Consider the following 24,362-nt stretch of genomic DNA (forward strand, 5'->3'; position numbering starts at 1 on the left):
GTTGCGATCATGCAACATGGATGTGGTCACTGTGAATAGTCCAAAAATAGTCAATAGATTTCTGCCGTGTAGGCTTGCGATCTCTGATATTAACTGTTTCAGGAGATTAAATGTGAATCTGTCTTACAAATAGACGTGATTTCGTCTACGAATTTAGATGAATAAGATTTATAAAATGTATCTATAAAGTATAGTTTGGGGAAGGGACGTAGTTTTGGCTTATAAGATGCGATTGAAGGCGGCAATCGGGATTTCGATGGCCATAAGTTCTCTATCAGGTGGTTCTGCTGGCGCTATGACATTGCAGCAGGCGATTGAAAAGACAATGAAAACCAACCCCCAGATCATGCAGGCTGCGCAGGATCGGGAAGCAACCGAGTTTCAATTGCGCCAGGCGCGGGGGCTTTACTTGCCCTCCGTCGACCTCGAGTCTGGCTACGGTCGTCGTAGATTGTCGGATGTTACGTCCGGAGCCCTGTCGCGTACCAATGATTACCTGAATCCCGCTGACGTAAGCTTGACTATTACGCAGACGTTATTTGACGGCGGCGACCGTAAGGCGCAGAAGGACAAGCAGGCGGCTCGTGTCGACGGTGCATCCTTTCGCGTCCAGCAGCGCTCGGAAGCTTTGGCGCTCGAAGTAACCCAGGATTATCTTGAATATCAGCTGCAGATGGAGATCGTCGCGGCTGCTGAAAAGAATGTCGCCTTCCATAAGCAGATGGTTGGCAACATCGAGGATAGCATCAAGGGCGGTGCCCTCACCGATGCCGATCGTCTTCAGGGCCGTGAACGCCTGCAGGCGGCCAATGCTCGCTTTCAGGAAGCAAAGAAGGAACTCGACGCGACGAAGATCCGCTTCCTTCAGGTCGTCGGCGAACCGATCAGCAATGCGAATCGCCCCGCCTCAGTGTCCCGCTACCTGCCGAAGACGTTGGACGACGCGGTCTTCATCGCGCAAAAGAACAATCCGCAGATTTCGTCGGCCAAGGCTGATGTCAATGCCGCAGACGCCGACGTCCGCGGTTCCAAGTCTGCATTCCTGCCGCGGCTCGACCTTGTCGGCAGCGCCCGCATCGGTGACGATGTCGACGGCAACAAGGGTAACACAAGCGACGTCCAGGTCGGGGTCGTTGCCAAGTGGAACCTCTATCATGGCGGCATCGATACCGCTCATCAACAGGAGCTGGTTCGTCGCGCCGCCGAGCAGCGGTTCGCGCTGAGCCAGACTTACCGTGAGGTCGATGAGTCCGTCCGCTCTGCTTGGAGCGAGCGTACCAATCAGGCTCAGTTAGCTCATATCCTGGACGGGCAGGAAAAGACAAACGCTCAGCTCGTCACGTCTTATCGGGAGCAGTTCAAGGTCGGTCAGCGCTCGTTGCTGGATCTATTGGATGCCCAGAACACCCGCTTCAACACGGAGGTTTTGGCCAAGACGGCGGAAGTCGCATCACTCTTCGCCGAATACAAGATCCTTGCAGCATCGGGCAGCCTGTTGTCGACGATGAAGCTGAAGCCGGTCGATCAGGCGACGCCTTATGCCCGTGATCAGTTCGCTGTTTCGTCGAATACGGCCGATCCCGGATATACCAAATACGACTCGCATCAGAAGCCCGGCCTGCCGATGGATCTGCTCGAGCCGATTCGTTAATCGTTACGATCCGAATTGGATAGTACTTCATGTTGAACGTAGCACCTGACGTGTCTGCGAGCGTATCGCTGCAGACTTTCAAGTCGGCATTCAAATCGGTCGCTGCGTTTTACGGTCGCCCGAACTCGGACACTGTGCTGTTTTCGGGCATTCCGGACGAAATTCTGGAAGCCATGGAGCTGGACGATGTCGAACGGCTTTCGGAACGCGTCGGTCTGCAAGTCCTGAAGCATACGGAACGTGATTGCCGGCTCGGCAATTTCGACTGTCCCGCCATCGTCACCTTTGCTGATGGCGGCGTTCTGCCACTGCTCGAAATGACCGAAAGCGGCTCTTACGTCACCGATATTGTATCGGTCGCGGGCACGGCAACCAGTTTGACGCGGGAGGAGCTCGCCGCGCTCAATCCGCAATCGGCATTTGCCTTCACGCTCTATTATCAGAACTCTTCGGAAGAAGAGCGCGTCGGTCATGCGATGGAGATCGAGAAACGGCACTGGCTGGCAACGGCGCTGGTGCCCTACTGGCGCACTTACGCCCGCGTCATGCTGGCGGCGCTGTTCATCAACGTCATCGCGCTGGCGTCGCCGCTTTTCACCATGAACGTCTACGATCGGGTCCTGCCGAACAAGGCGTTCCCCACGCTCTGGGTGCTGACCGCCGGCATCTCACTTGCCTATCTCTTCGATTTTCTGCTGAAGACAGCGCGCGCATCGCTGATCGACTATGCGGGTCGTAAGGCGGATCTGCGGCTGTCGCAGTTGATCTTCGACAAGATCCTCAATTCGACGCTGGCGTCCCGCCCGATGTCGACCGGCGAATATGCCAACCGCGTGACGCAATATGAATTCGTGCGCGAATTCTTCACGTCGAATACGATCGGCGTGCTGATCGACAGCCTCTTCGTGGTGATCTTCCTGATCGTCATCTATTTGATCGCCAGCTGGCTCGTGATCATTCCGGCCGTCGCTTTCGTCCTTTCAGTAACGATCGGCCTCGTGGCCCAGGCCCAGATCGGCAAGCGCATGGCGACCGCGACGAATGAGGCATCGCGCCGCCAATCGCTGCTCGTTGAGACCATTTCGACGATCGAGACATTGAAGAGCCTGCGCGCCGAGGCAACGATGCTGCGCCGCTGGCAGGAGCTGACGAAATATTCGAGCCGCACCAGCGAGGATATCAAACACATCTCGTCAAATGCCATGAACATGACGATGTTCATGCAGCAGATGGTCAGCGTGCTCATCGTCGTTGCGGGTACGTACGAATTTGCCGACGGAAAAATCGCGATGGGCGCGATCGTCGCAACCGTCATGCTGGCGAGCCGTGCGGGTGCGCCCTTCGGACAGATCGCCATGACGTTGGCGCGCTTCCGACAGGCCACCATGTCGCTGCGCATTCTCGACAAGATCATGGAGCAGCCTGATGATCGCCCGTCGACCGTCGGCTTCGTCAACCGGCAGATCAGCAACGGCGGATTCAGCTTCCAGAACGTTTCCTTCCAATATCCGGGCTCTGACCAGGCGGTCATCAATCAGCTGTCCTTCACGGTTGCGCCTGGCGAAAAGATCGGGATCATCGGCCGCATCGGTTCAGGCAAGACGACACTCGGTCGGCTTCTCGACGGGCTGTTTCAGCCGGCCAGCGGCCGCGTCCTGATCGATGGCGTCGATATACGCCAGTATCACGTGGCTGAGGTACGCGCCGCGGTGGCTGTCGCCGGCCAATCGTCCGACCTGTTCTCCGGCACAGTGAAGGAAAATCTGCTGCTCGGCCGGGCTGACGCCAGCGACGAGGAATTGCTGGCCGTCTCGCGCATGACCGGCGTCGAAGAGTTCGTTGCCCTTCACCCACGCGGTTTCGACATGCCGGTCGGCGAGCGCGGTGCGAACCTCTCGAACGGCCAAAAGCAGGCATTGACGATTGCCCGCCTGCTCCTGACCCGGCCGAAGATCGTCTTTCTTGACGAGCCGTCGGGGGCGATGGATCTGGCGAGCGAGCGTCATCTCATCAGCAGGCTGACCCACGCATTCGGCCCGCAAACGACGCTGCTGGTAGCAACCCATCGTCACAGCATGTTGGAGTTGGTCGACCGGCTGATCGTCATCGACAAGGGCCGCATCATCGCCGATGGGCCGAAAAACGCAGTCATCGAGGCGATGCAGCGCAAGGCGGTGCAATGATGGCTGCCTCTCACCGCAATATCCACGACAATCCCCCACTCTTCGCCCGGCTGATCCTTGGCCTCTGTGCCTTGATGATCGTTGCTTTCATCGCCTGGGCGGCCTTCGCCGATATCGATGAGATCGCGCGCGGCGAGGGGAAGGTGATACCGGTATCGAAGACGCAGATCGTACAATCGTCCGAGCCCGGTATCGTCCAGCAGATCAATGTCAATCTCGGACAGGTCGTCCACAAGGGCGATATTCTCGTCCAGCTCGACAACACAACGACGGCATCGACACTCGGCGAATCCGTTGCCAAGGCCCGCGCGCTCGGTGCCAAAGTTGAACGTCTGGCTCTGGAGGAGGCGGGTGCTTTCGACGCACAGTTCGTATGCCCGACCGATATACTTGCCACCGCAAAAGACGTCTGCGACAACGAGGAAAAGCTCTTCGAGGCGGATCGCGCTTCCTATAAGAACAAACTCGATGTTCTCGATCAGCGCCTGAAGCAACATCAGAACGAGCTGGACGAAGCCCACGCCAACATAGACCGCCTGACGCAGAATATCGCCGGTGCCCAGAAGCAATATGATCTGCTGAGGCCGCTCGGTGAGAAAAAGCTCGTTGCTCAAACGGAAGTTCTGAAAGTCCAGCGAGACCTTGTCGACCTGCAAGGACAGCTTAAAGTCTATGTCGAAAGCCTCGATCGCCTGCAGGCGGCCATCAAAGAGGCAACATTGCAGGCTACCGACCTTGGGCTGCAGCTGCGCCAGCAGGCCCTGACCGACAAGGGACAGGCACTGTCTGAACTTTCGGTCGTCGACGAGACGATCCGCGGGGCATCCGATCGGGTCAAGCATACGGATATCCGGTCCCCCGTCGACGGCATCGTCAATACGCTGGAGGTCAACACGATCGGCGCCTATGTCGACGCCGGCAAGGTCATCGCCGGTGTCGTTCCGACAGCTGACACTCTGCTGATCGAGGCGAAGATTTCGCCGCGCGACGTCGCTTTCGTGCGTATCGACCAGCCGGCGGTCATCAAGATCTCGGCCTATGATTTCTCGATCTTCGGTGCTCTGGACGGTAAGGTCGTCAACGTCTCCGCCGACAGCCTTGTCGAAAAGGACAAGAACGAGACCTATTACCTCGTACGCATCAAGACCGACAAATCGGCGCTGGAGCGCGACGGCAAGCACTATCCGATTATTCCGGGCATGGTGGCTTCGGCCGAGATCATGACCGGCCGCAAGACGATCCTGACCTATTTGATGAAGCCGATCAACAAGGCGCGCTCCGAAGCGTTGACGGAACGGTGAGGGCGGTCATGCGCAAGGGAGCCGGGAAAGACGAAGCCGCTGTGATAGTCCGAGAAGAGGCGTTGCCATCGGTCGATGGTGATGAGCTGGAGCCACGTTTCCGCGCCGTAACCGGCGGCGGCGAGCGTCGCGGCATTCGTCTGGAGCGTATTTATTGGGATGGTCTCGGGCGGATGTCGGAAGCCGGCGGCATCAGCATTGGTGACCTGGTTTCCAATACGGCGGCCGAAATGCCGGAAACCGGCAACCTCACATCCCTGCTGCGCGTGCTGAGCTTCAAATGGGCGCTGAATCGTCTTGATGCGGTCGAGCATGTCGCGTCGCTGACCAATCTCAACGCCGTGCTTCAGGCGTCGCCGACACCAGCAGTTGTGTTGACGCAAGAGCGCGGGATCAAGCTCTTCAACGATGCCTTCCTGAAGATGCTGCGCCATCGCCTGCCGCTGATCGATGATGTCCAGCAGACGGCGCGCACGTTACGCCTGTCGATTGACACCCAGATTCAGGAGGTACTCTCCGTCCTATCGGTCAATCGCGGCAAGACGCTGAACACCGGCTTCAAGATCGGCTTCGGTTCCCAATCGCTGACGGGCCAGATCAGTCTGGCGTTGGCGCCGACGCACGAGGCGTTGATGCTGATCGGTTATCTTTCCGTCTATTGAGAGCGCCATCGCTTTCGTTATGCGTCACGCTCGGTTCAGGAATAGCTGGGAGGCGGGTTCGGTTAGTGAACCTCGCCTTCGCCGGGAACCACCTTGGCGAGCGGCATTGCGGCGGCAACTGCTTGCGCACGGGGATCGCGCGAGCCATGCAGATAGCCGCGGCCAGCGACGATCGAATAGAGCGGCAGATATTCTGCAATGCGCTTGTCGGACAAAACCTCATCGCGCATGTTGTCGAGGATGAGGTTGTTGCCGTTGACGGAGACCGACAGGACGGCGTGGTAGAAATGCCGCTGCTGATCGAAGAGAACGACCAGCGCCATCTGGTCGAGATCGACGCCTGCATTGTAGAGTGCTGCCATCTTCAATATGGCATAGTCCTCGCAGTCGCCCTGCTGGTGCGACAGAGCCTCGCTCGGCTTCGCCCAGTAATCCGCCACGTGATAGGTTTCCATGTCGCTGGCGTAGCGGATGGCATGGTTGATCGTGTAATTGATGTTATTGATCTTGTCGCGGATCGAGGCGCCGGCAATCTTTGTTTCAGCCGCGGCTATGGCGGTTTCGGCTGCGTTGCATCCACCTGCACCGCAATCGAGCGATTTACCCGACCGGATTTCAGCGAGCGGGCCGGCGAAATTGTTAAGTGCGGCAAGATGTTTGAAGGGAATGGCGACGGTTCCGAATACCGAGTCGCCCAAAGGAACGTTGCTCGGCTTTGCGGGACGTGCCGGCTCGGATGCGGTCAGGTCATTATGCGGAAGGCCACCTGGCGCAACGACAAGGCTCTGGTTCAGCGTAGCGAGGTCGACGCCGCTGATCGCCTTTGCGGCGTTTCCGATGGTGGGTGCAAGGAGATCGATGGCCGTATCCACCAGCGGGTCCTGAAGCAGCTTGACGACGGGGCGGACGGTATCGCCGGTCGCCGCCATGCTAGCGGTCGATAGGCCGAGAGCGAAGGAAGCTGCAGCAAGTGCTGCAAGTATATTTTTTTTGTTCTTGCGTTTCATTGGTGCGCTATTCCCCTGTTTGAGAGAATAGTGCGCGATACTTCTGAATTTGACGTTCGGAAACGTAGATAAATTAAATATAAATTAGGCGATCAAATAAGTATAAAATTCTACAAGGTTCAATTGGAAAGTATTAAGGATAATGCAGCCAAGGGTGCCAAAGTGATCCAATCCCACGGTCGCGTCGGTGAAACGGCACTATCGTGATGGCGATAACGCGCCGCAACGACGCGCAATGCGCTCTGTGGGATTGTCCGGCTTCAGAACGACTGCGAGGGCTGTGTGGAAACCTTCAGTTTGCCGCCGTCGATCGTATTGATCACCATCTTGCGCTCCACTACACCGGAGGCGGTGAAGCGGAAAAGCCCGGTCGTACCGCGGAAACCGACCTTGTTCGTCAGGTTGGCGGCGGTGATGGCTTGCGGTCCCTGGGCGCGGATGAGGCCGGAGGCGATCGCCATAGAGTCGTAGCCATAGGAGCCGGAGGTCGTCAGCGGGTGATTGAAATGGCGCTGATAACGCTCGGCAATGAGCCCGCCGCTCTGCGTGTCGTCCGTCGCGACAAATGCGCCAGCCACAGCCGGCGTCGCATACACCGTTTGCGGCCAGTGGTTGGTGCCGACTAGCGCTTGACCGGGAATGGTGGCGCTGCGTACGGCACTTGCTGCCATGCCGACTTCCGACGTGTTTCCGAGAATGACCACGATTTCGGCTGACTGGATCAGCGGCCGGTTCTTGGTCAGGATATCGGCGGCCTGATCGCTTGCGCCGTAACGGCCAAGGCCCATGAACGTGTTGCCGCTATTCCAGATAGCGCTGCCCAATCTCGTTGTATCGGATTGAGAAAAATCGGCAGGCACCAGCGCCGAGACCTTCTTGTGACCTCCGGGACCGGCCGCCCTGACACCCTCGGTCACGCTGTCGATTTCGCCCGAGGCGAGGTTGAAGACGTCTCCGCCCGTCGTAGCGCTCGCGCTCGCAAGATTAAGCAACGGCGGGCGCTGGGCGGGCGGGATGGCAGCAATGGACGCAGTCTCGGCCGGCGGCAAATAGCTGACGATCAAAGCGGCATTTCGGCCTTTGGCCGCCGTGACCTGTGCGGCAACGCCAGCAAGACCCGGACCGACATCTTTGACGCGCAGCCGAACTTGATTGTTGCCGAGTTCGCCGACGCCAAGCACTGCCCCGTCGCGTATGTCGCGGGCTGGACCTTCGTAGAGGCCGGCCGCGCCCTTGCGCAGCAGCAGCGTAATTTCCGTGCCGCTTTCGCCACCATAGGTCTCTTCGATAGCGGTGGACGGCATTTTTATGTCGTCCTTCTTGCTGTTGTTCTCCAGTCCGACACCGTCCATTTGACAGCTGGCGAGGCCGGCACAGAGGATGAGGGCCGCACCGCGTGCTGGTCGCTGATGCAGTCTGCGCGGTAGCCGCTCGGTCAAAAAGTCCAACGAAAGGCTGATCGCAAACGGCACAACTACTCCCCCGATTCTCTATGGCAGGCCGCAACAGCCTATCGGGCCGCATTTGCACACCGCGGCCGACGTAAAGTCAAGCGGTATACTTAACGACTTGTTCTTTGGTTGAGTTAACCATCGGTAAAATAATTCTGCGATGCTGCATAACCGGCTATATCGGCGAGGTTAATGAAGTATTGCAATCGGCCCGCTCCCGTAATTGATTGCAGCAAATTACGAGACACCGGGAGCCAGACCCATGGAAGACTTGCGCATTTCGACCGTAGACCACGAAGCTGCTTCGCATGATTTCACTTCAAGCGGCCGGGACGAGGGCATTGCAGCCGATATCAGCGCCGATCATTCGCTGCCGTTGTCGCAGAATGCTGATGTTGCTGCATTCGAGGTGGCACAAGCCGAAGAGCAACAGGCGAATGGCAAGACGGGACGCCTTGCCGCCAATGAGCCGCAAAACACTGGCGCTCGTCAGCCGATCCAGATCGTGCCCGACAATGGCAATATCGTCCATCTGCCGCCGAACACCTCCATCGACGACATCCACGTCGAGGGGCGTAATCTTGTTCTCATCCAGGCCGACGGTACGCGCATCGTCATTATCAACGGAGCGCTGCACGTTCCAACCTTCCTGATCGGTGAAGTCACGCTGCCGCAGCAGGCCGTCGTTGCCGCGCTGCAGCAGCAGGGCATCAACGTCGCCGAAGGTCCCGATGGTTCGGTTCATGCCGGCAACAGCACGGATTCCGGCCACCAGTTCACGGACAGTCAGGCTGGGAATCCCCGCACGCCGCTAAATCTGCTTGGCCTTCTCGGTCCTGGCGACATAATCGGCGGAGGCAGCGGCAGCGATCTCTCCGGCACCCAGACCCGTGTTCCCTTCATCGATCCGCAGGCGACTGAAACGGCCTCGTTGGTCGAGCGCGGCAGCAGCACCGGCGCCTTCCTTACCTCAAGCAGCACCGGCCGCTTCGGCTTCGGCGGCAACAATGCCTCGATCACCACTGTCACGCTGGTTGGCGAGGCAGAAATCACTAGCAGCGGCACACAGCAGCTGTCGGGCCTGACCTCCGCCGGTGTTGCGGTTGTTGTCACCCAGAACGGCCAGACCGTCACCGGCGTCGCCAATGGCGTCACGGTCTTCACGCTGGTATTCAACGCCTCGACCGGCGAGTACACCTTCACCCAGCTGGCTGCCCTCGACCATCCACGCGGTGCCAATTCGGCCAGCGATGTGCTTGAACTGCAATTTCGCTACACGGTCTCCGACACGAGCGGCCACACAGTTTCGGCTGTCGCGAACGTCGACATCACGGACAGCGTACCGGTTGCGGCCGTCGGTACGGCGGGCTCGGTCACCGAGGCGGCGCTGGCTGCCGGCAACGCAGCCCTGACCCATGATACCGGCGCCGCGACGGCCACCGGCTCGCTCAATATCTCCTGGGGCGCTGACAGCGCAAACACCGATAAGGGCGGTCTCGGCGATCGCTCGGTCGCCTTTACCAATGCCACGGTTGCGGCGACGGGTGAAGACAATGGTGCACTGACCTCGCATGGCCTGGCCGTGCACACGGCAATTTTGGCCAATGGTACGCTGGTTGGTTACACCGGTGAGGCGGCTCCGACGGCAACCTCCGCATCCAACGTCGTCTTCTACGCCACGGTCTCCGACACCGACAATGGTCACTATAACTTCACGTTGGTCCAGTCGCTCGATGATGCTAAGGGTTCCGACGCGATCACCCTGACCTTCGGCTATACGGCCACCGATTCCGATGGCGATACGGCCACGAACAGCTTCACCGTCACGGTCGCCGACGACAAGCCCGTCGCCTCGACCGGCGATGTGGGCTCGGTCACCGAAGGTGCACTGGCAAGCGGCAATGAGAACCCGCATGTCGAAACCGATGCAACGACCACCGGCTCGCTCAACATCTCCTGGGGTGCTGATAACGCCAACACGGACAAGGGTGGCGCCGGCGACCGCTCCGTTGCCTTCACCGATGCCACGGTTGCGGTGACGGGTGAGGACAATGGCGCGCTGAGCTCACACGGTCTTGCCGTTCACACGGCACTGCTCGCCGACGGCACTTTGGTTGGCTACACCGGTGAGGTCGCTCCGACGGCAACTTCGGCATCCAATATCGTCTTCTATGCGACGGTCTCCGACACCGACAATGGCCATTATAACTTTACGCTGGTCCAGTCGCTTGACGATGCAAAGGGCTCTGATGCCATCACGCTGACCTTTGGCTACACGGCTACCGATTCCGATGGCGATACCGCCACGAACAGCTTCACCATCACTGTCGCCGATGACAAGCCTGTCGCGGCAACCGGTGATGCCGGCTCCGTCACTGAAGGTGCTTTGGCAAGCGGCAATGAGAACCCGCATGTCGAGAGTGATGCGACCGCCACCGGCTCGCTCAACATCTCCTGGGGTGCTGATAACGCCAACACCGACAAGGGCGGGGCGGGCGATCGGTCGGTTGCCTTTACCGATGCTACCGTCACGACGCAAGGCCAGGATGGTGAGGCGCTGAGCTCGCACGGCCTCGCCGTGCACACGGCGATTTTGGCCAATGGTACGCTGGTGGGTTATACCGGTGAGGCGGTTCCGACGGCAACCTCCGCATCGAACATCGTCTTCTATGCAACGGTCTCGGACACCGACAATGGCCATTATAATTTCACCCTGGTTCAGTCGCTCGATGATGCCAAGGGTTCCGATGCGATCACGCTGACTTTCGGCTATACGGCAACGGACTCTGACGGCGATACGGCCACGAACAGCTTCACCGTCACCGTTGCCGACGACAAGCCTGTCGCCGCCCTCGGCGATGCCGGCTCCGTCACTGAAGGTGCTTTGGCAAGTGGCAACGAGAACCCTCATGTCGTAACCGACGCGACCGCCACCGGCTCGCTCAACATCTCCTGGGGTGCCGACAATGCCAACACCGACCAGGGCGGAGCCGGCGACCGGTCTGTCGCCTTCACCAACGCCACCGTCGCGACCCAGGGCCAGGATGGCGAGGCACTGAGCTCGCATGGCCTCGCCGTTCATACGGTGCTGCTGGCCGATGGCACGCTGGTGGGTTACACCGGCGAGACTGCTCCGACGGCGGTTGCGGATGCCAAGGGCGCGGTTGGCTCGAACATCGTCTTTTACGCAACGGTCTCGGATACTGACACCGGCCACTACAACTTCACGCTTGTCCAGTCGCTCGACGATGCCAAGGGTTCCGATGCGATCACGCTGACCTTCGGCTATACGGCAACGGACTCTGACGGTGATACCGCCACGAGCAGCTTCACCGTCACCGTTGCCGACGACAAGCCTGTCGCCTCGACCGGCGATGCAGGCTCGGTCACCGAAGGTGCGCTGGCAAGCGGCAACGAGAATCCGCACGTCGCAAGCGATGCGAGTGCTTCCGGTTCACTGAACATCTCCTGGGGTGCCGACAACGCCAACACCGACCAGGGCGGAGTGGGTGATCGGTCTGTCGCCTTTACCAATGCCACGGTGACGACCCAGGGTCAGGACGGCGAAGCACTGAGCTCGCATGGTCTTGCTGTGCATATGGCGTTGCTCGCTGACGGCACTCTGGTCGGGTACACCGGCGAGACCGCTCCGACGGCAACTTCCGCATCCAACGTCGTCTTCTATGCGACGGTCTCCGATACCGACAACGGTCACTATAACTTCACGCTTGTCCAGTCGCTGGATGATGCCAAGGGTTCTGACACCGTTACGCTGACCTTCAGCTATACGGCAACGGACTCTGACGGCGATACGGCCACGAACAGCTTCACCATCACGGTCGCTGACGACAAGCCTGTCGCCTCGACCGGCGATGCGGGCTCGGTCACCGAAGGTGCACTGGCAAGCGGCAACGAAAACCCGCATGTCGAAACCGATGCCATCGCCACCGGCTCGCTCAACATCTCCTGGGGTGCCGATAACGCCAACACCGACAAGGGTGGCGCCGGCGATCGCTCGGTTGCCTTCACGGATGCCACGGTCACAACACAGGGCCAGGATGGCGAGGCACTGAGCTCGCATGGTCTTGCAGTTCATACGGCGCTGCTTGCTGACGGTACGCTGGTCGGTTACACCGGTAATGTTGCTCCGACGGCTGTCGCAGATGCGAAGGGTGTGATCGGTTCGAATATCGTCTTCTATGCGACGGTTTCCGACACCGACAACGGTCATTATAACTTCACGCTGGTTCAGTCGTTCGACGACGCCAAGGGCTCGGACGCCATCACGCTGACCTTCGGTTACACGGCCACGGATTCCGATGGCGATACCGCCACGAACAGCTTCACCGTCACTGTTGTCGACGACAAGCCTGTCGCCAGCGACGTCACGGTCGGCACAGGTAGCCTTTACGACACGACATCGACCGAGCAGACGCCGCTCCGCCCACTCGTCGAGTCGAGCGAGGGGTCAACCCCGTCGGAAGGTGCCACCGACAGCGTCAGCGGCGGATCGGGCAGCCTGTTCGCTGCCGGTGCTGACGGCTTCCAACAAATCAGCTTCACGGATCCGACCGGCCTAAAGGGCATCTATATTGATGCTAACGGAGTCGCTCACAAGGAAGGCCTGTCCTATAGCACAACGACGGACAATCTGGGCAACACCATCTACACCGCAACCGGCAAGGAATCGGGCCAGATTCTCTTCACTCTGAGCGTCGGTGCCGACGGCAGCTATACCTACGTGCAATCCGGCGCGTTCGCCGATGCCAAGGGCTCCGACAACGAGAATTTCAAGATCTCCTTTGAAGTCACCGACGGCGATGGCGACAAGGCGATAGGCTCGCTGACGCTCAACGTCGCCGACAGTCTTCCGGTCGCCAACAACGTGACGGTCGACTCGGGCAGCCTCCATGACACCACGTCGACGCCGTCAGAGACGAATCCATCTCCCGTCCGCCTGCTTGTCGAGCAGCCGAGCGAAGGCTCGACACCGTCGGATGGCGCCAAGAGCGGCTCCGTCAGCGGCGCAGTGGGCAGCCTGTTTACGACCGGCGCCGATGGCTTCGCGCGACTGACCTTCACCAATCCAACCGGTCTCAAGGCCATCAACATTGATGAAAACGGTGTCGCTCACAAGGAAGGTCTATCCTACAGCACCTCGAGGGACGCCTCCGGCGACACGATCTACACCGCGACCGGCAGGGATTCCGGCCACGTCATCTTCACGCTGACAGTCCACGCCGATGGCAGCTATACCTATGTGCAGTCCGGCGCGTTTGCCGATGCCAAGGGCTCTGACAATGAGAACTTCAAGATCGGCTTCGAGGTGACCGACGGTGACGGCGACAAGTCGACGGGCTCGCTGACGCTCAATGTCGCCGACAGCCTTGCGACCGCAAGCACCGTCACAGCCGAGCATCTCCTCAACGACGATATGTTCACGGGCGGCAACCCCGACAAGACCGATGAATATAACAGCGTCAGCGGCGCATCGGGCAGTCTGTTCAACACGGGCGCGGATGGCTTCAAGAAGGTCGCGATTGCTCATTCGGATCTGCCGACGCTGACCACGATCTACACCGATGCGGATGGCGTTGCGCATCAGGAAGCCGTGAGCTGGAGCAAGGCGCAGATCACTGATGGCAGCACCACCTGGGTTGCGAGCAGCGCACATCATGAGACCGTCGCCACCTTGATCATCAATGCCGATGGTTCCTACACGTTCTCGACCGGTGCGCCGCTTGCGCATCCGACCGCGCAAGCCGATGAAGAGACCTTGTCCCTGACCTTCAATTTCACCGTCACCGATGGCGACGGCGACAAGGCAACGGGCTCGCTGACGGTTGGCGTTAAGGATGACGTGCCGATCGCTCACACGGTTGACAATACTGCCTCATCGGTCAACGACGATGCGCAGACCGGCGGCAACCTGGACGGCAACGGCGCCGACACGAACAGCGTCTCGGGCGCTGCCGGCGCCCTGTTCAGCGCTGGCGCCGACGGTTTTTCCAGCGTCTCGATCGACCAGTCCAGCCTGCCGGCATTGAAGACGATCTATGTCGATGCCAATGGTTTCGCGCAGCAGGAAGACGTGACCTGGGGCAAGCCGACGGTTTCCGGAGGTGCGACGACTTGGGTTGCCTACAGCGCCAATCACGAGACCGTCGCCACGCTGACCATCAATGCAGACGGCTCCTATAGCTTCAGCACCAGTGCGCCGCTCGTGCATCCGACCACCGGAACGACGGAAGAAAGCTTGCCGCTGACCTTCACCTTCATGGTGACGGACGGCGACAACGACACGTCGACCGGCTCGCTGACCCTGCATGTTACGGACGATGTGCCGCTGGCAAGCACCGTCACCGTCACCAGCGTGACGTTGAACGACGATGCCCTGAAGGGCGGAAACCCGGACACGGTCGGTGTCGCCGCCACCGATAGCGTCAGTGGCACGAGCGGCACGCTCTTTACGGGCGGCGCGGACGGAGTTCATCAGGTAACGCTCGGAGCGACCACGGATTTCAGCGCTATCTATACCGGCAAGGACGGCTTTGCCCATGTCGAGTCGGTCGTCTGGGGCAGCCCGACGACGGCGGCGGGCGGCGAGACGATCTGGATCGCAACAGGCAAGGACAGCGGCCAGACGGTCGCGACGCTGACGATCGGCGCTGACGGTTCCTACAGCTTCACGCTGAGTGCGCCGGTCGCTCACGGCGCAAGCCAGACTGCGGAAAATACGCAGGATCTGACCTTCAACTTCACTGTTACCGATGGCGACAGCGATACGGCCAGCGGCGCGCTCACGGTCACCGTCAAGGACGACGCACCGATCGCCTATAAGGTTGATGTCACCTCGACGCCACTTAACGACGACGCACAGGCACATGGCAACCTCGACGGCGGCACCGCGGACGTCAACACGATCAACGGCAATGCAGGAGCCCTGTTCTCCGCTGGCGCCGATGGCGTCAAGAGCGTGTCGATGGACAGCCTCCCGACGCTGAAGGCGATCTATCTCGACAGCCACGGCATCGGTCATCAGGAGGCCGTCACCTGGACGTCGTCTGCGGCAAACGGTGTGACGACTTGGACGGCAACTGGCGCTTCCAGCCATGCCACCATCGCAGTTCTGACGATCGGTGCCGACGGGTCCTACAGCTTCACCGCGGATGCGCCGCTCGTTCATTCGACCTCGTCGACCACCGAAGATAGCCTGACGCTGAATTTCAGCTTCACCATCACGGACGGCGACGGCGATGCGGCGAAGGGTTCGCTGGCGATCGCCATCACCGACGACGTCCCGGTTGCTTCCGGCACGACCGTTGCGGTCAGGGCTGATGAAGGCGACATCCACAATCTCCTGTCGCATGGCAACAGCCCGCTCGATGGTACGCATGACGGATCGTCCTCGCAGCCGGCACTGTTTGGCCTCGGCTTCGCGGCGACGGTATCCGGCTCGCTAGCCTCCACCGTCTCCTTCGGTGCTGACGGCGCAGCGGTTGGCGGCGGCTTCAGCTTCACGGCCAATGCGACATCGACGCTTACCGCTCTGCATCTGACTTCGGGTGGCGAAGCGCTGTCCTATGCCGTCGTCAACAACGTGATCATCGGCTATGTCGATAACGACCACCACAGCGGCTACAATCCGCTTCTCGACCGTCCAGTCCTGTCATTGTCGCTATCTGGCGGCGGCAATTTCACCTTTCAGCAATACGATCAGCTCGACAATGTTGCCGGTCCTGGCAACGATCTGCGTTCGGGCAATGGCTCGATCTCGGCCATCGACTTCGGCTCGGTCATTCAGGCGACTGACGGTGACGGCGACCGCGTGACACTGACCGGTGCTTTGAAAGTCACGATCGTCGATGACACGCCGAGGGTCGATCTGGCCCTCACGGGCTCGATCACGATCGATGAGAGCGGCAGCGGCGACAACGACGTCAGCGCCAGCAATGCGGTCAAGAGCCTGTTTGCCGGCATCACCGGCGGCACCGATCCCTATATGTCGACGGTCTACGCTCAGCACAACGTCGTTTCGCCGTCGATCTCCATGGGCGCCGACGATGCGTCGGGTACGACGAGCAGCCTGACGCTTCATATCGACAATGCCGACTCCGGCTTGAAGACGACTGCTGGTCAGCCGATCACGCTCTCGCAGCTCGCGGACGGCACGGTTGTCGGCAAGATCGGCGACGGCGAAATCGCCTTTGCGATCCGCCTTGACAATAGCGGCAAGGTTAGCATCGCCCAGTACATGTCGCTCGCCAACCCGAACACGTCTAAGTCGGACGGGGACATGGTCGATCTTACCGGCAAGCTCTCGGCGGTGCTGAGCGCGACAGATAGCGACGGCGACACTGTCGCCAAGTCTGTTTCCATCGGCAGCAGCATTCGTTTCGATGATGACGGCCCGTCGATTGGCGGTACAGTCTCGACGAAGACGCTCGCCGAGCATGATCTTGTGACGAATTCGGGCTCGCTGTCGCCTTCAGGCATCAGCACTGGCGCGATCGCGCTTAATCTCGCCTTCGGCGCAGACGGCCCGGCCGCCCATGCCGTTACCTTCGTGGCACATTCGAACGGCAGCTATTTCACCGCAAGCTACGGTAACAACCAGACGCTTGACGCGACCAAGCTCAGCTCCGGCGGCCATGCGTTGTCCTACTCGGTCAGCAGTGACGGTATGACGCTGATCGCCTATACGGGCAGCAACGCTGCCGACCAGTCGAGCTGGGTCTTCAAGGTTGCCCTGTCTCAGGACAGCGGCCACGCCACCGGCGCCTACGACTTCACGCTTTACAAGTCGTTCGACGACGTCAACGATCAAACCAACCTCTCGGATATTAAGCTAACTTTCCAGGTTGCTGGACATGACGGCGACGGCGACACCACGACCGGCACGCAGAGCTTCTCCGTCGATGTGATCGATGATGTGCCGACGCTGGCTGATCATGCCTCGGTTTCCGCGACCGTCTCGGAAACGGCGATTAATGCTCCCGCAGTGACGACGGCATCTTACACGGTCGATTTCGACACGGTGAACCCTGCGGCTGCCAAACTGACGGTCAGCGAGGGCAGTGTCAGCGACGGCCATGTGGAATCGTCGTCCAAGGGGGGCGATATCGTGCTCGTGTCCAATACGGGAACGACCTTTGTCCTCACCCAGATGGATATAGGTGTGTTTGACCACAAAGGTGCGTCGTCCAAGACGGTCACGATCATCGGCACCGATGCCAATGGCAACACCTATTCAGTGACGACTACCGGTACGACCTTCTCTGCCGCCGGCACCGCCCTCGAAGGCAAACAACTGACGTCGCTCGAGATCGATCCGCATGACAATTCGCTGACGATCACGCTCGACAACATTCATGTTATCGACACGACGACGACGCCCACCAATGCCCCCGCTGAGACAATGCTGGATCTGACCTCGCTGGTTCACGCTGGCGCCGATAGCCCCCTGACCTGGTCGGTGAACGCCATCACCACTGGAACGTCGTCCGGCAGCCTGACGGGCGGTACCGGATTGACCTACAACGGCGCGGCCATCACGCTTGCCAGCGCGGATGGGCACACGATCACCGGCTCGGCCGGAGGCGTCACGGTCTTCACGTTGACCGTCGATCCTGCGACCGGTCACGCCACATTCGATCTCTACCATCCGATCGACGGCGGCAAGACGCTGCCGCTCGACTTCTCGAAATATCTGACAGCGACGGATTTCGACGGCGATTCCGTCACCTTGAGCGGCGGTTCCGCAACCATTGTCGTTCAGTCGGCGACGGACAGCCTTCCGACAATCTCTTCGGCGAGCCTGGTGTCAAGTGTCAGCGAAAGCGGCTTGCCAGGTGGCACGGGGACAGCCGGCGTCGCCAACGTCCATTCCGGCAGCATCGCGATCACCGCAGGCGATGCGCCCTCGATCGTGACGATCAATGGCCATACGTTCAACGTCGGCACCGCTATCGCCAACGGCGATACCAATGCCACCATTCAGGGCGCCCACGGAACGCTGCATATCCTCAGCGTCACTACGACGGCTATCAACTATACTTATACGCTGACCGGCGCGACGAGCGGCGCTGGCAATCATGACGACTTCTCCATTAAAATCAGCGATGCGCCGATTGATGGTGAAAGCCAGACAGCAACACTGACCTTCAACATCAGTGACGACAAGCCGATCGCCAGCACCCTTTCGCTGGGATCGATGTATGAGAACGACAGCAGCAGGATCTTCACGCTTTCTACCGGAACCATCGCCTTTGGTGCTGACGGAGCGGCCCAGAGCGGTGCGATCCATGTCGACAGCGTCAGTGCCGGCGGCCCTCTCGCGGGAACGACGCTGAGCACTTCCATCGTCACGATTGACGCCGGTCATGTGACCGTCACTCCAGGTGGCGTGTTCGACACTCTGCCGCTCGGCAAGTCCTCGGTCCTGTCGGTCGGCTATACGGTCACCGACGGGGATGGCAGCAAATCCAGCGGCACTTTCAACATTACCGTCTATGGCGTAAACCATGCGCCGACCACGGCGGATGGAAGCGTCTCTACCAGTGAAGATGCGGACTATTACTTCAAGTCGACGGATTTCGCCTTCAGCGACAGCGTCGACGGCAATAAGCTGAGCTACGTCACCATCAACAGCCTGCCGACCGATGGAGCGCTCTATCTCGGCTCGACACAAGTCACGGTCGGTCAGCATATCGCGGCGAGCGACCTTGCAACGCTCCGCTTTACGCCTTCGTCGGAGTTTGCCGGTTCGACAGAAACCGGGAGCTTCAGCTTCACTGTGCAGGATGATGGCGGCACTGCCAACGGTGGCGCGAATACGTCAACCGCCCATATGATGACGATCAACGTCACGGCCGTCGACGACGGCAAGGCCACGATCTCGATCGACGATCAGACCACGCATACAGGCAAGGCGATCGTCGCGGGCGACACGCTGAACGCAGCTATTGTGGCAGACGACCCGGATCACGGGCAGTCGGGCCTGACCTATGCGTGGAGCTGGGCGGACGACAGCTCGCATACCGTTCTTGGAACTGCATCGTCCTACACAGTGACGAGTGCCGATGTCGGGCATTCGCTGATCTTGACGGTGAGCTATACGGATGGTCAGGTCTTCAACGATGCCGTGACGCAGACAACCTCCACCGTCATCGCGCCGGTCGTCTTTGCTCCGACGATCGATACCACGCCGCTGTCGGAGGCCTATCTTGCGACCGGCTCCAATCCGCAGCCCGGTCAATTGACGGCCGCGGGGAGCATCGTCCTTGGGACATTCGACAATCCGCATATTACCAGCGTCACAGGCGCCGACAACAATGCCGTAACAGTCGATCAAACCGCCCCAGACAGCCAGACGACAACGATCCATGGCTCCTATGGTGATCTCATAATCGACGCGAATGGCGCATATACATACACGCTCACTCATCCGGGCTTGAATGTATCGGGAGATATGGATCAGTTCACCTACACGGTGACCGATATGAACGGCAGGACAAGTCAATCGACTCTGACGTTCAACATTGCCGATGATGCGCCTGAGTTGACCGGTGCAGGGATCTCCGCAACCGTTTCCGACGATGGCGTGGTGACGGCCGGTTCGCATTCCGCAGCGATGACGGCGGACCTGACTTCGCTGGTAATTCCCGGTGCCGACAGTCCATTGGCGTGGTCGCTGAATGCTGTGGCAGCCGGTACTTCTTCCAGTATCCTGACAGGCGGCACCGCGTTGACCTACAACGGTGTAGCCATCACGCTCGCAAGTACGGACGGGCATACGATTGTCGGCTCGGCGGGCGGCGATACGGTCTTCACGCTGACTGTCGATGGCGCCGGCCACGCTTCCTTTGTGCTGAACCAAACGTTCGACGGTGCCAAGGACCAGACACTCGACTTCTCGCAATATGTGAAGGCGACGGATGGTGACGGTGACTCCGTGACCTTGGGTACAGGTGCGTTCACCGTCGATGTCGACCACGCCAATCACGCGGCCGTGATCACCGGGGTCGATACCGGCACCGTCACGGAAGATTTGAATGTTGTCGCCGGCTATCTGCAGACAAGCGGCCAGTTGATCATCAACGATGCCGATCGGGGGGAAAGCAAGTTCCAGGCAACGACCATAAACGCGGATGGCACGCATCTCGGCACACTGACGATCGATGCGGACGGCAACTGGAGCTATAAGGTCGATGACAGCCTGTCGGCCGTTCAGGGCCTGGGTGCGAACCAGACCAAAACCGATACGTTTACGGTTTCTTCGGTTGATGGAACGACCCGTGACATCGTCGTGACGATCAACGGTGTAAATGATCCAGCCGTCATCACTGGTGACGTGGCGGCTATCGTGATGGAAGCCGGCGGCGTCAATAACGGGACGGTCGGGGTGCCTACGGCGAGCGGAGTGCTTTCGGCGACGGATGTCGACAGCGCCCCCTCGTTTACGGCGCAAAACAGCGTGGCGACGAGCTACGGTCATTTCACGATCGGCGCCGATGGTCATTGGAATTATGTGCTGGACGATAATAATAATGCCGTGCAGGCGCTGAACAGCACCGGCAGCAACACGACCCTGCACGATTTGATTACAGTGACGACTGCCGATGGCACACCGCAGCAGATCGATATCACAATCAATGGAGCGAACGACGCTGCCGTGATCACTGGCGATGTTGCCAAGAGCGTGACGGAGGCCGGTGGCGTCAACAACGGGACGGCCGGGGTACCGGTGGTGAGCGGCGTGCTTTCGGCGATAGACGTTGACAGCGATGCCTCGTTTACGGCGCAAAACAACGTGGCGACGAACTACGGTCACTTCACGATCGGCGCTAACGGTCATTGGAACTATGTGCTGGACAACAGCAATAATGCCGTCCAGGCGCTGAACAGCACCGGCAGCAACACGATGCTGCACGATCTGATCACCGTGACGACTGCCGATGGTACGCAGCAGCAGATCGACATCACGATCAACGGAGCGGATGATGCGCCCGTGCTGAGTGGCACTGCCTCGAGTGCCTCCTATACCATAGGAGGTGCGGCATCGGTTCTGTCGAGCACGACAACCGTAGCCGATATCGACAATACAACAATGGCGTCCGCCAAGGTTTCCATTTCGGACGGCTTTGTGAGCGGAGATCTATTGTCGGCGACGCTGACGGGGACGTCGATTACGGCAAGCTACAACGCCGCGACCGGCGTATTGACGCTGAGCGGCAATGATACGCTGGCGCATTATCAAGCGGTTTTGGACAGCGTGACCTTCTCGTCGACAAGTTCCAGCACGGCGACTCGGACGATCAGTTGGTCTGTCAATGACGGAGCGGTAAATAGCAGTGTGAGCACAACGACGCTTACGGTGACGCCGCACCAAAATGTGGCGCCGATACTGGATCTGGATACCGGAACTAGCGGAAACGATGCATCGTTCAGTTACAAAAGGCAGACCACCGTTAATCTGGCACCGCATGCTCTTGTGACGGATGCCGATTCGCCCAATTTCAACGGCGGGACTCTTACCATCGCCTCCACGGGTGCTTCAGATAAGTTGAGCATTCTGTATCAGGGAAGCTTGCCTGGCAAAATAGCTGTAGACGCAACCTCCGTGTATTATGGCGGGACGAAAATTGGAACTTATGCGTCCAGCAATGGAGGCGCGACGCTGACGATCGCGTTCAACAGTAGCGCTACACCTGACGCGGTAACGGCACTCCTAAAAGATATTCAACTGCTGTCGAATTCGAATTCGGGAGATGGCAGGACTGTCAAATTCACCATCACCGATGGAGATGGCGGATCATCCTCCGCGATTGTGACTCTGCAGCCTCCGAGCATGCCTGCCGGCGCCTCCGGTGAGGCCATCAACCTTGCGCTTGCGGATGCATCGCATCACGTTGGCGCGGTGACCTTGAGCGTCGCGGGCGTTCCGGCGGGCTGGGTGCTCAGCGAAGGCACGCATAATGCCGATGGTACCTGGACCGTGGTGACGAACGATCCGTCATCGCTGACGGTGACCTCGCCAAACGGTACTACCGGTGCGATGGTTCTTCAGATCACCGAAACCTGGACCAATGCGGATGGCTCGACCGGAATGGCAACGGTCGCCACCAACGTCGAAGCCTATGCCAAGGGTGCGCCGATCTTTGCCTGGTCGGGTGACGACACGCTGAGCGCTTCGAGCGGCAATGACACGCTGGTCTTTGCAAACACCATCGGCACCGATGTCGTGCACAAGTTCGATGTGGCGCATGACAAGATCGATCTGATCGGCTTTGCGGGCTTCAATAGCTTCGCGGATGTGCTGGCCCATCTATCGACCGACGCATCGGGCAATGCTGTCATCACGCTCGGCGAGGGCGAAACCATCACGCTGGCGGGCGTCAGCGCCGCGTCTCTGACGGCGAACGATTTCCTCTTTAACGAGGCGGTGGTGACCCATAACACTGGCGACATGGTGCTCTCTGACAGCTCGTTAATGCCGTTCAGCGGCACGCTCGACAATACCGGCAGCATCCACCTCGCCTCGACCGGCAACGAGACGGATTTCGAAATCGTGCAGCACGGCCTCACGCTGACCGGCGGCGGCTCGGTGGTTCTGTCTGACGATGCGCACAACGTCATCTTCGGCACCGGCGACGATGTGACGCTGACCAATGTTGACAACACCATTTCCGGCGCCGGCCAGCTCGGCGACGGTCACCTGACGCTGGTCAACGAGGGCACGATCATCGCCGACGGCAGCCACGCGCTCGTCATCGATACCGGTATCAACGCGGTGAACAACTCCGGCACGCTCGAGGCGACCGGCGCCGGCGGCCTCGACATACACAGCGACGTTGTCAACAACGGCGTGGTGTGGGCGAATGGCGGCAACGTCAACCTCGAGGGCAATGTCAGCGGCAGCGGCACCGTGCTGGTGTCGGGTCACGCCGGTCTTGAAATCGGTGGCTCGTTCAACGAGGCAATCACGCTTGGCAAGGACACTCAGGCTACGATCACGATCGACCACGCGGCCGCCTTCACCGGCACGATCGCCGGCCTCGATGACAATGACGCCTTGCGGTTCGGCGACATCTCCGCCGCGACCGCCAGCTTCTCCTATGCGGAGAACGCGGCAAAAACTGGCGGCGTGCTGACCGTCACCGATGGCAGCCATACCGCTTCGGTCGGCCTCACCGGCGAGTATTCGGCCAGTGACTTCTCGTTGGGTCACGACGGTCTGTCTGCCGAGATCGACTTCAGCGGGGGGATCGGCCATCTCTATGGGACAGACGGCAACGACACGCTGACGAGTGACGGCGGCTACACGATGACGGGCGGCGCTGGTGCGGATACCTTCGTTCTCGATGCCAAGGCCCTGCACAACCTCAACATGGCCGACGTCATCACCGACTTCAGCCCGAAGGGGGAGGGCGACAAGCTGGATGTCTCGAATCTGCTCAATGCACTGGTCGGGGAACATCCGGGCATGATCGAGGCGAGTGCGGTGGCGTCGATGACGGCGGCGGTAGATGCTGCAACCAACTCGACGAAGGTCAGTATCAATACCGGCTCCGAGACCCATGTGGTCGCCACGCTGCAGAACTACGCGCCGATGGGACACGACGCCGTGCATGTTCTGTTCAACAACCACGATGAGCAGCTTGCGACCCACACACAGACCGCTGGCGCCTGACGCCTTTCTGGCGGAATTCAAATCTCCAAGCGGCGCTTCTTGAAGGTGCCGCTTTTATTGGAGGTTGCTCCACCGTGAGGGCCTGCTGGCTGAGAAAGGCTGAAGGCTGTAAGTCCTAGTGCAGACACTCTAGGGCTTTGCGTTTCGGTCGGTGCCAGATGCTCTTCGCGGGGCCTTACTTCTCTTCGGGATCTGCACTTTGGCCCTCCCACCATGGCGGATTCAAGGACTTTTCGATCTCCACTACGCGAACCGCATCAAGTCGTCGATCGACTACCTCTCAGGCGTCGTGTTGTGATTTCAGGTGACGTTTTTGACCGATACCGAGAAGGCGCTCACCTAGGAAATGTTGGGCCATCGGTTCTGATCCTTTCAAGAGCGAGAGTATAATAGTGTTGCTTCAGCCTTGAAACAGG

7 protein-coding genes are annotated in these 24,362 nt (G+C 59.7%); 5 read left to right on the forward strand and 2 right to left on the reverse strand.

The features are described from left to right. The first annotated feature begins 256 nt into the window (after positions 1-256). From GA0061103_RS16415 to GA0061103_RS16430, 4 genes are read left to right on the forward strand one after another with little or no spacing between them, the layout of a single operon-like run. The gene (locus GA0061103_RS16415; protein ID WP_092714301.1) at positions 257-1,651 is read left to right on the forward strand and encodes a TolC family outer membrane protein; all 1,395 of its coding nucleotides are present in this window, start codon (positions 257-259) and stop codon (positions 1,649-1,651) included. Positions 1,652-1,680: 29 nt separating this feature from the next. Next, a complete protein-coding gene (locus GA0061103_RS16420) occupies positions 1,681-3,834 on the forward strand; it encodes a type I secretion system permease/ATPase (protein WP_092712912.1) in 2,154 nt (717 codons plus the stop codon). Then, entirely contained in the window at positions 3,831-5,135 is a 1,305-nt protein-coding gene (locus GA0061103_RS16425) for an HlyD family type I secretion periplasmic adaptor subunit (RefSeq protein ID WP_092712914.1), read from the forward strand. Before GA0061103_RS16420 ends, GA0061103_RS16425 begins: the two co-directional genes overlap by 4 nt. Positions 5,136-5,143: 8 nt before the next feature. Further along, entirely contained in the window at positions 5,144-5,797 is a 654-nt protein-coding gene (locus GA0061103_RS16430) for a ribbon-helix-helix domain-containing protein (RefSeq protein ID WP_092712916.1), read from the forward strand. 62 nt (positions 5,798-5,859) lie between these two features. Here the strand turns inward: GA0061103_RS16430 and GA0061103_RS16435 are convergent, their stop codons facing one another. Further along, a complete protein-coding gene (locus GA0061103_RS16435) occupies positions 5,860-6,804 on the reverse strand; it encodes a transglutaminase-like cysteine peptidase (RefSeq protein WP_092712918.1) in 945 nt (314 codons plus the stop codon). 260 nt (positions 6,805-7,064) lie between these two features. Next, positions 7,065-8,276 carry a type 1 periplasmic-binding domain-containing protein gene (locus tag GA0061103_RS16440; protein ID WP_092712920.1) on the reverse strand — a complete coding sequence of 404 codons (1,212 nt, stop codon included), beginning with the start codon at positions 8,274-8,276 and terminating at the stop codon, positions 7,065-7,067. A 241-nt stretch (positions 8,277-8,517) separates the two neighbouring features. Here GA0061103_RS16440 and GA0061103_RS16445 point away from each other — a divergent pair, with 241 nt between their 5' ends. Next, positions 8,518-23,946 carry a T1SS-143 repeat domain-containing protein gene (locus GA0061103_RS16445; RefSeq protein ID WP_092712922.1) on the forward strand — a complete coding sequence of 5,143 codons (15,429 nt, stop codon included), beginning with the start codon at positions 8,518-8,520 and terminating at the stop codon, positions 23,944-23,946. Positions 23,947-24,362: the final 416 nt, after the last annotated feature.

Source organism: Martinezella multihospitum (assembly GCF_900094585.1).
Classification (GTDB): Bacteria; Pseudomonadota; Alphaproteobacteria; order Rhizobiales; family Rhizobiaceae; genus Rhizobium; species Rhizobium multihospitium.

What these genes read in the sequence shown, in the direction of transcription:
- GA0061103_RS16425 (WP_092712914.1), top strand. Translation starts at nt 3,831, where the DNA reads ATGATGGCTGCCTCTCACCGCAATATCCACGACAATCCCCCACTCTTC.
- GA0061103_RS16435 (WP_092712918.1), bottom strand. Translation starts at nt 6,804, where the DNA reads ATGAAACGCAAGAACAAAAAAAATATACTTGCAGCACTTGCTGCAGCT.
- GA0061103_RS16415 (WP_092714301.1), top strand. Translation starts at nt 257, where the DNA reads ATGGCCATAAGTTCTCTATCAGGTGGTTCTGCTGGCGCTATGACATTG.
- GA0061103_RS16430 (WP_092712916.1), top strand. Translation starts at nt 5,144, where the DNA reads ATGCGCAAGGGAGCCGGGAAAGACGAAGCCGCTGTGATAGTCCGAGAA.
- GA0061103_RS16445 (WP_092712922.1), top strand. Translation starts at nt 8,518, where the DNA reads ATGGAAGACTTGCGCATTTCGACCGTAGACCACGAAGCTGCTTCGCAT.
- GA0061103_RS16420 (WP_092712912.1), top strand. Translation starts at nt 1,681, where the DNA reads ATGTTGAACGTAGCACCTGACGTGTCTGCGAGCGTATCGCTGCAGACT.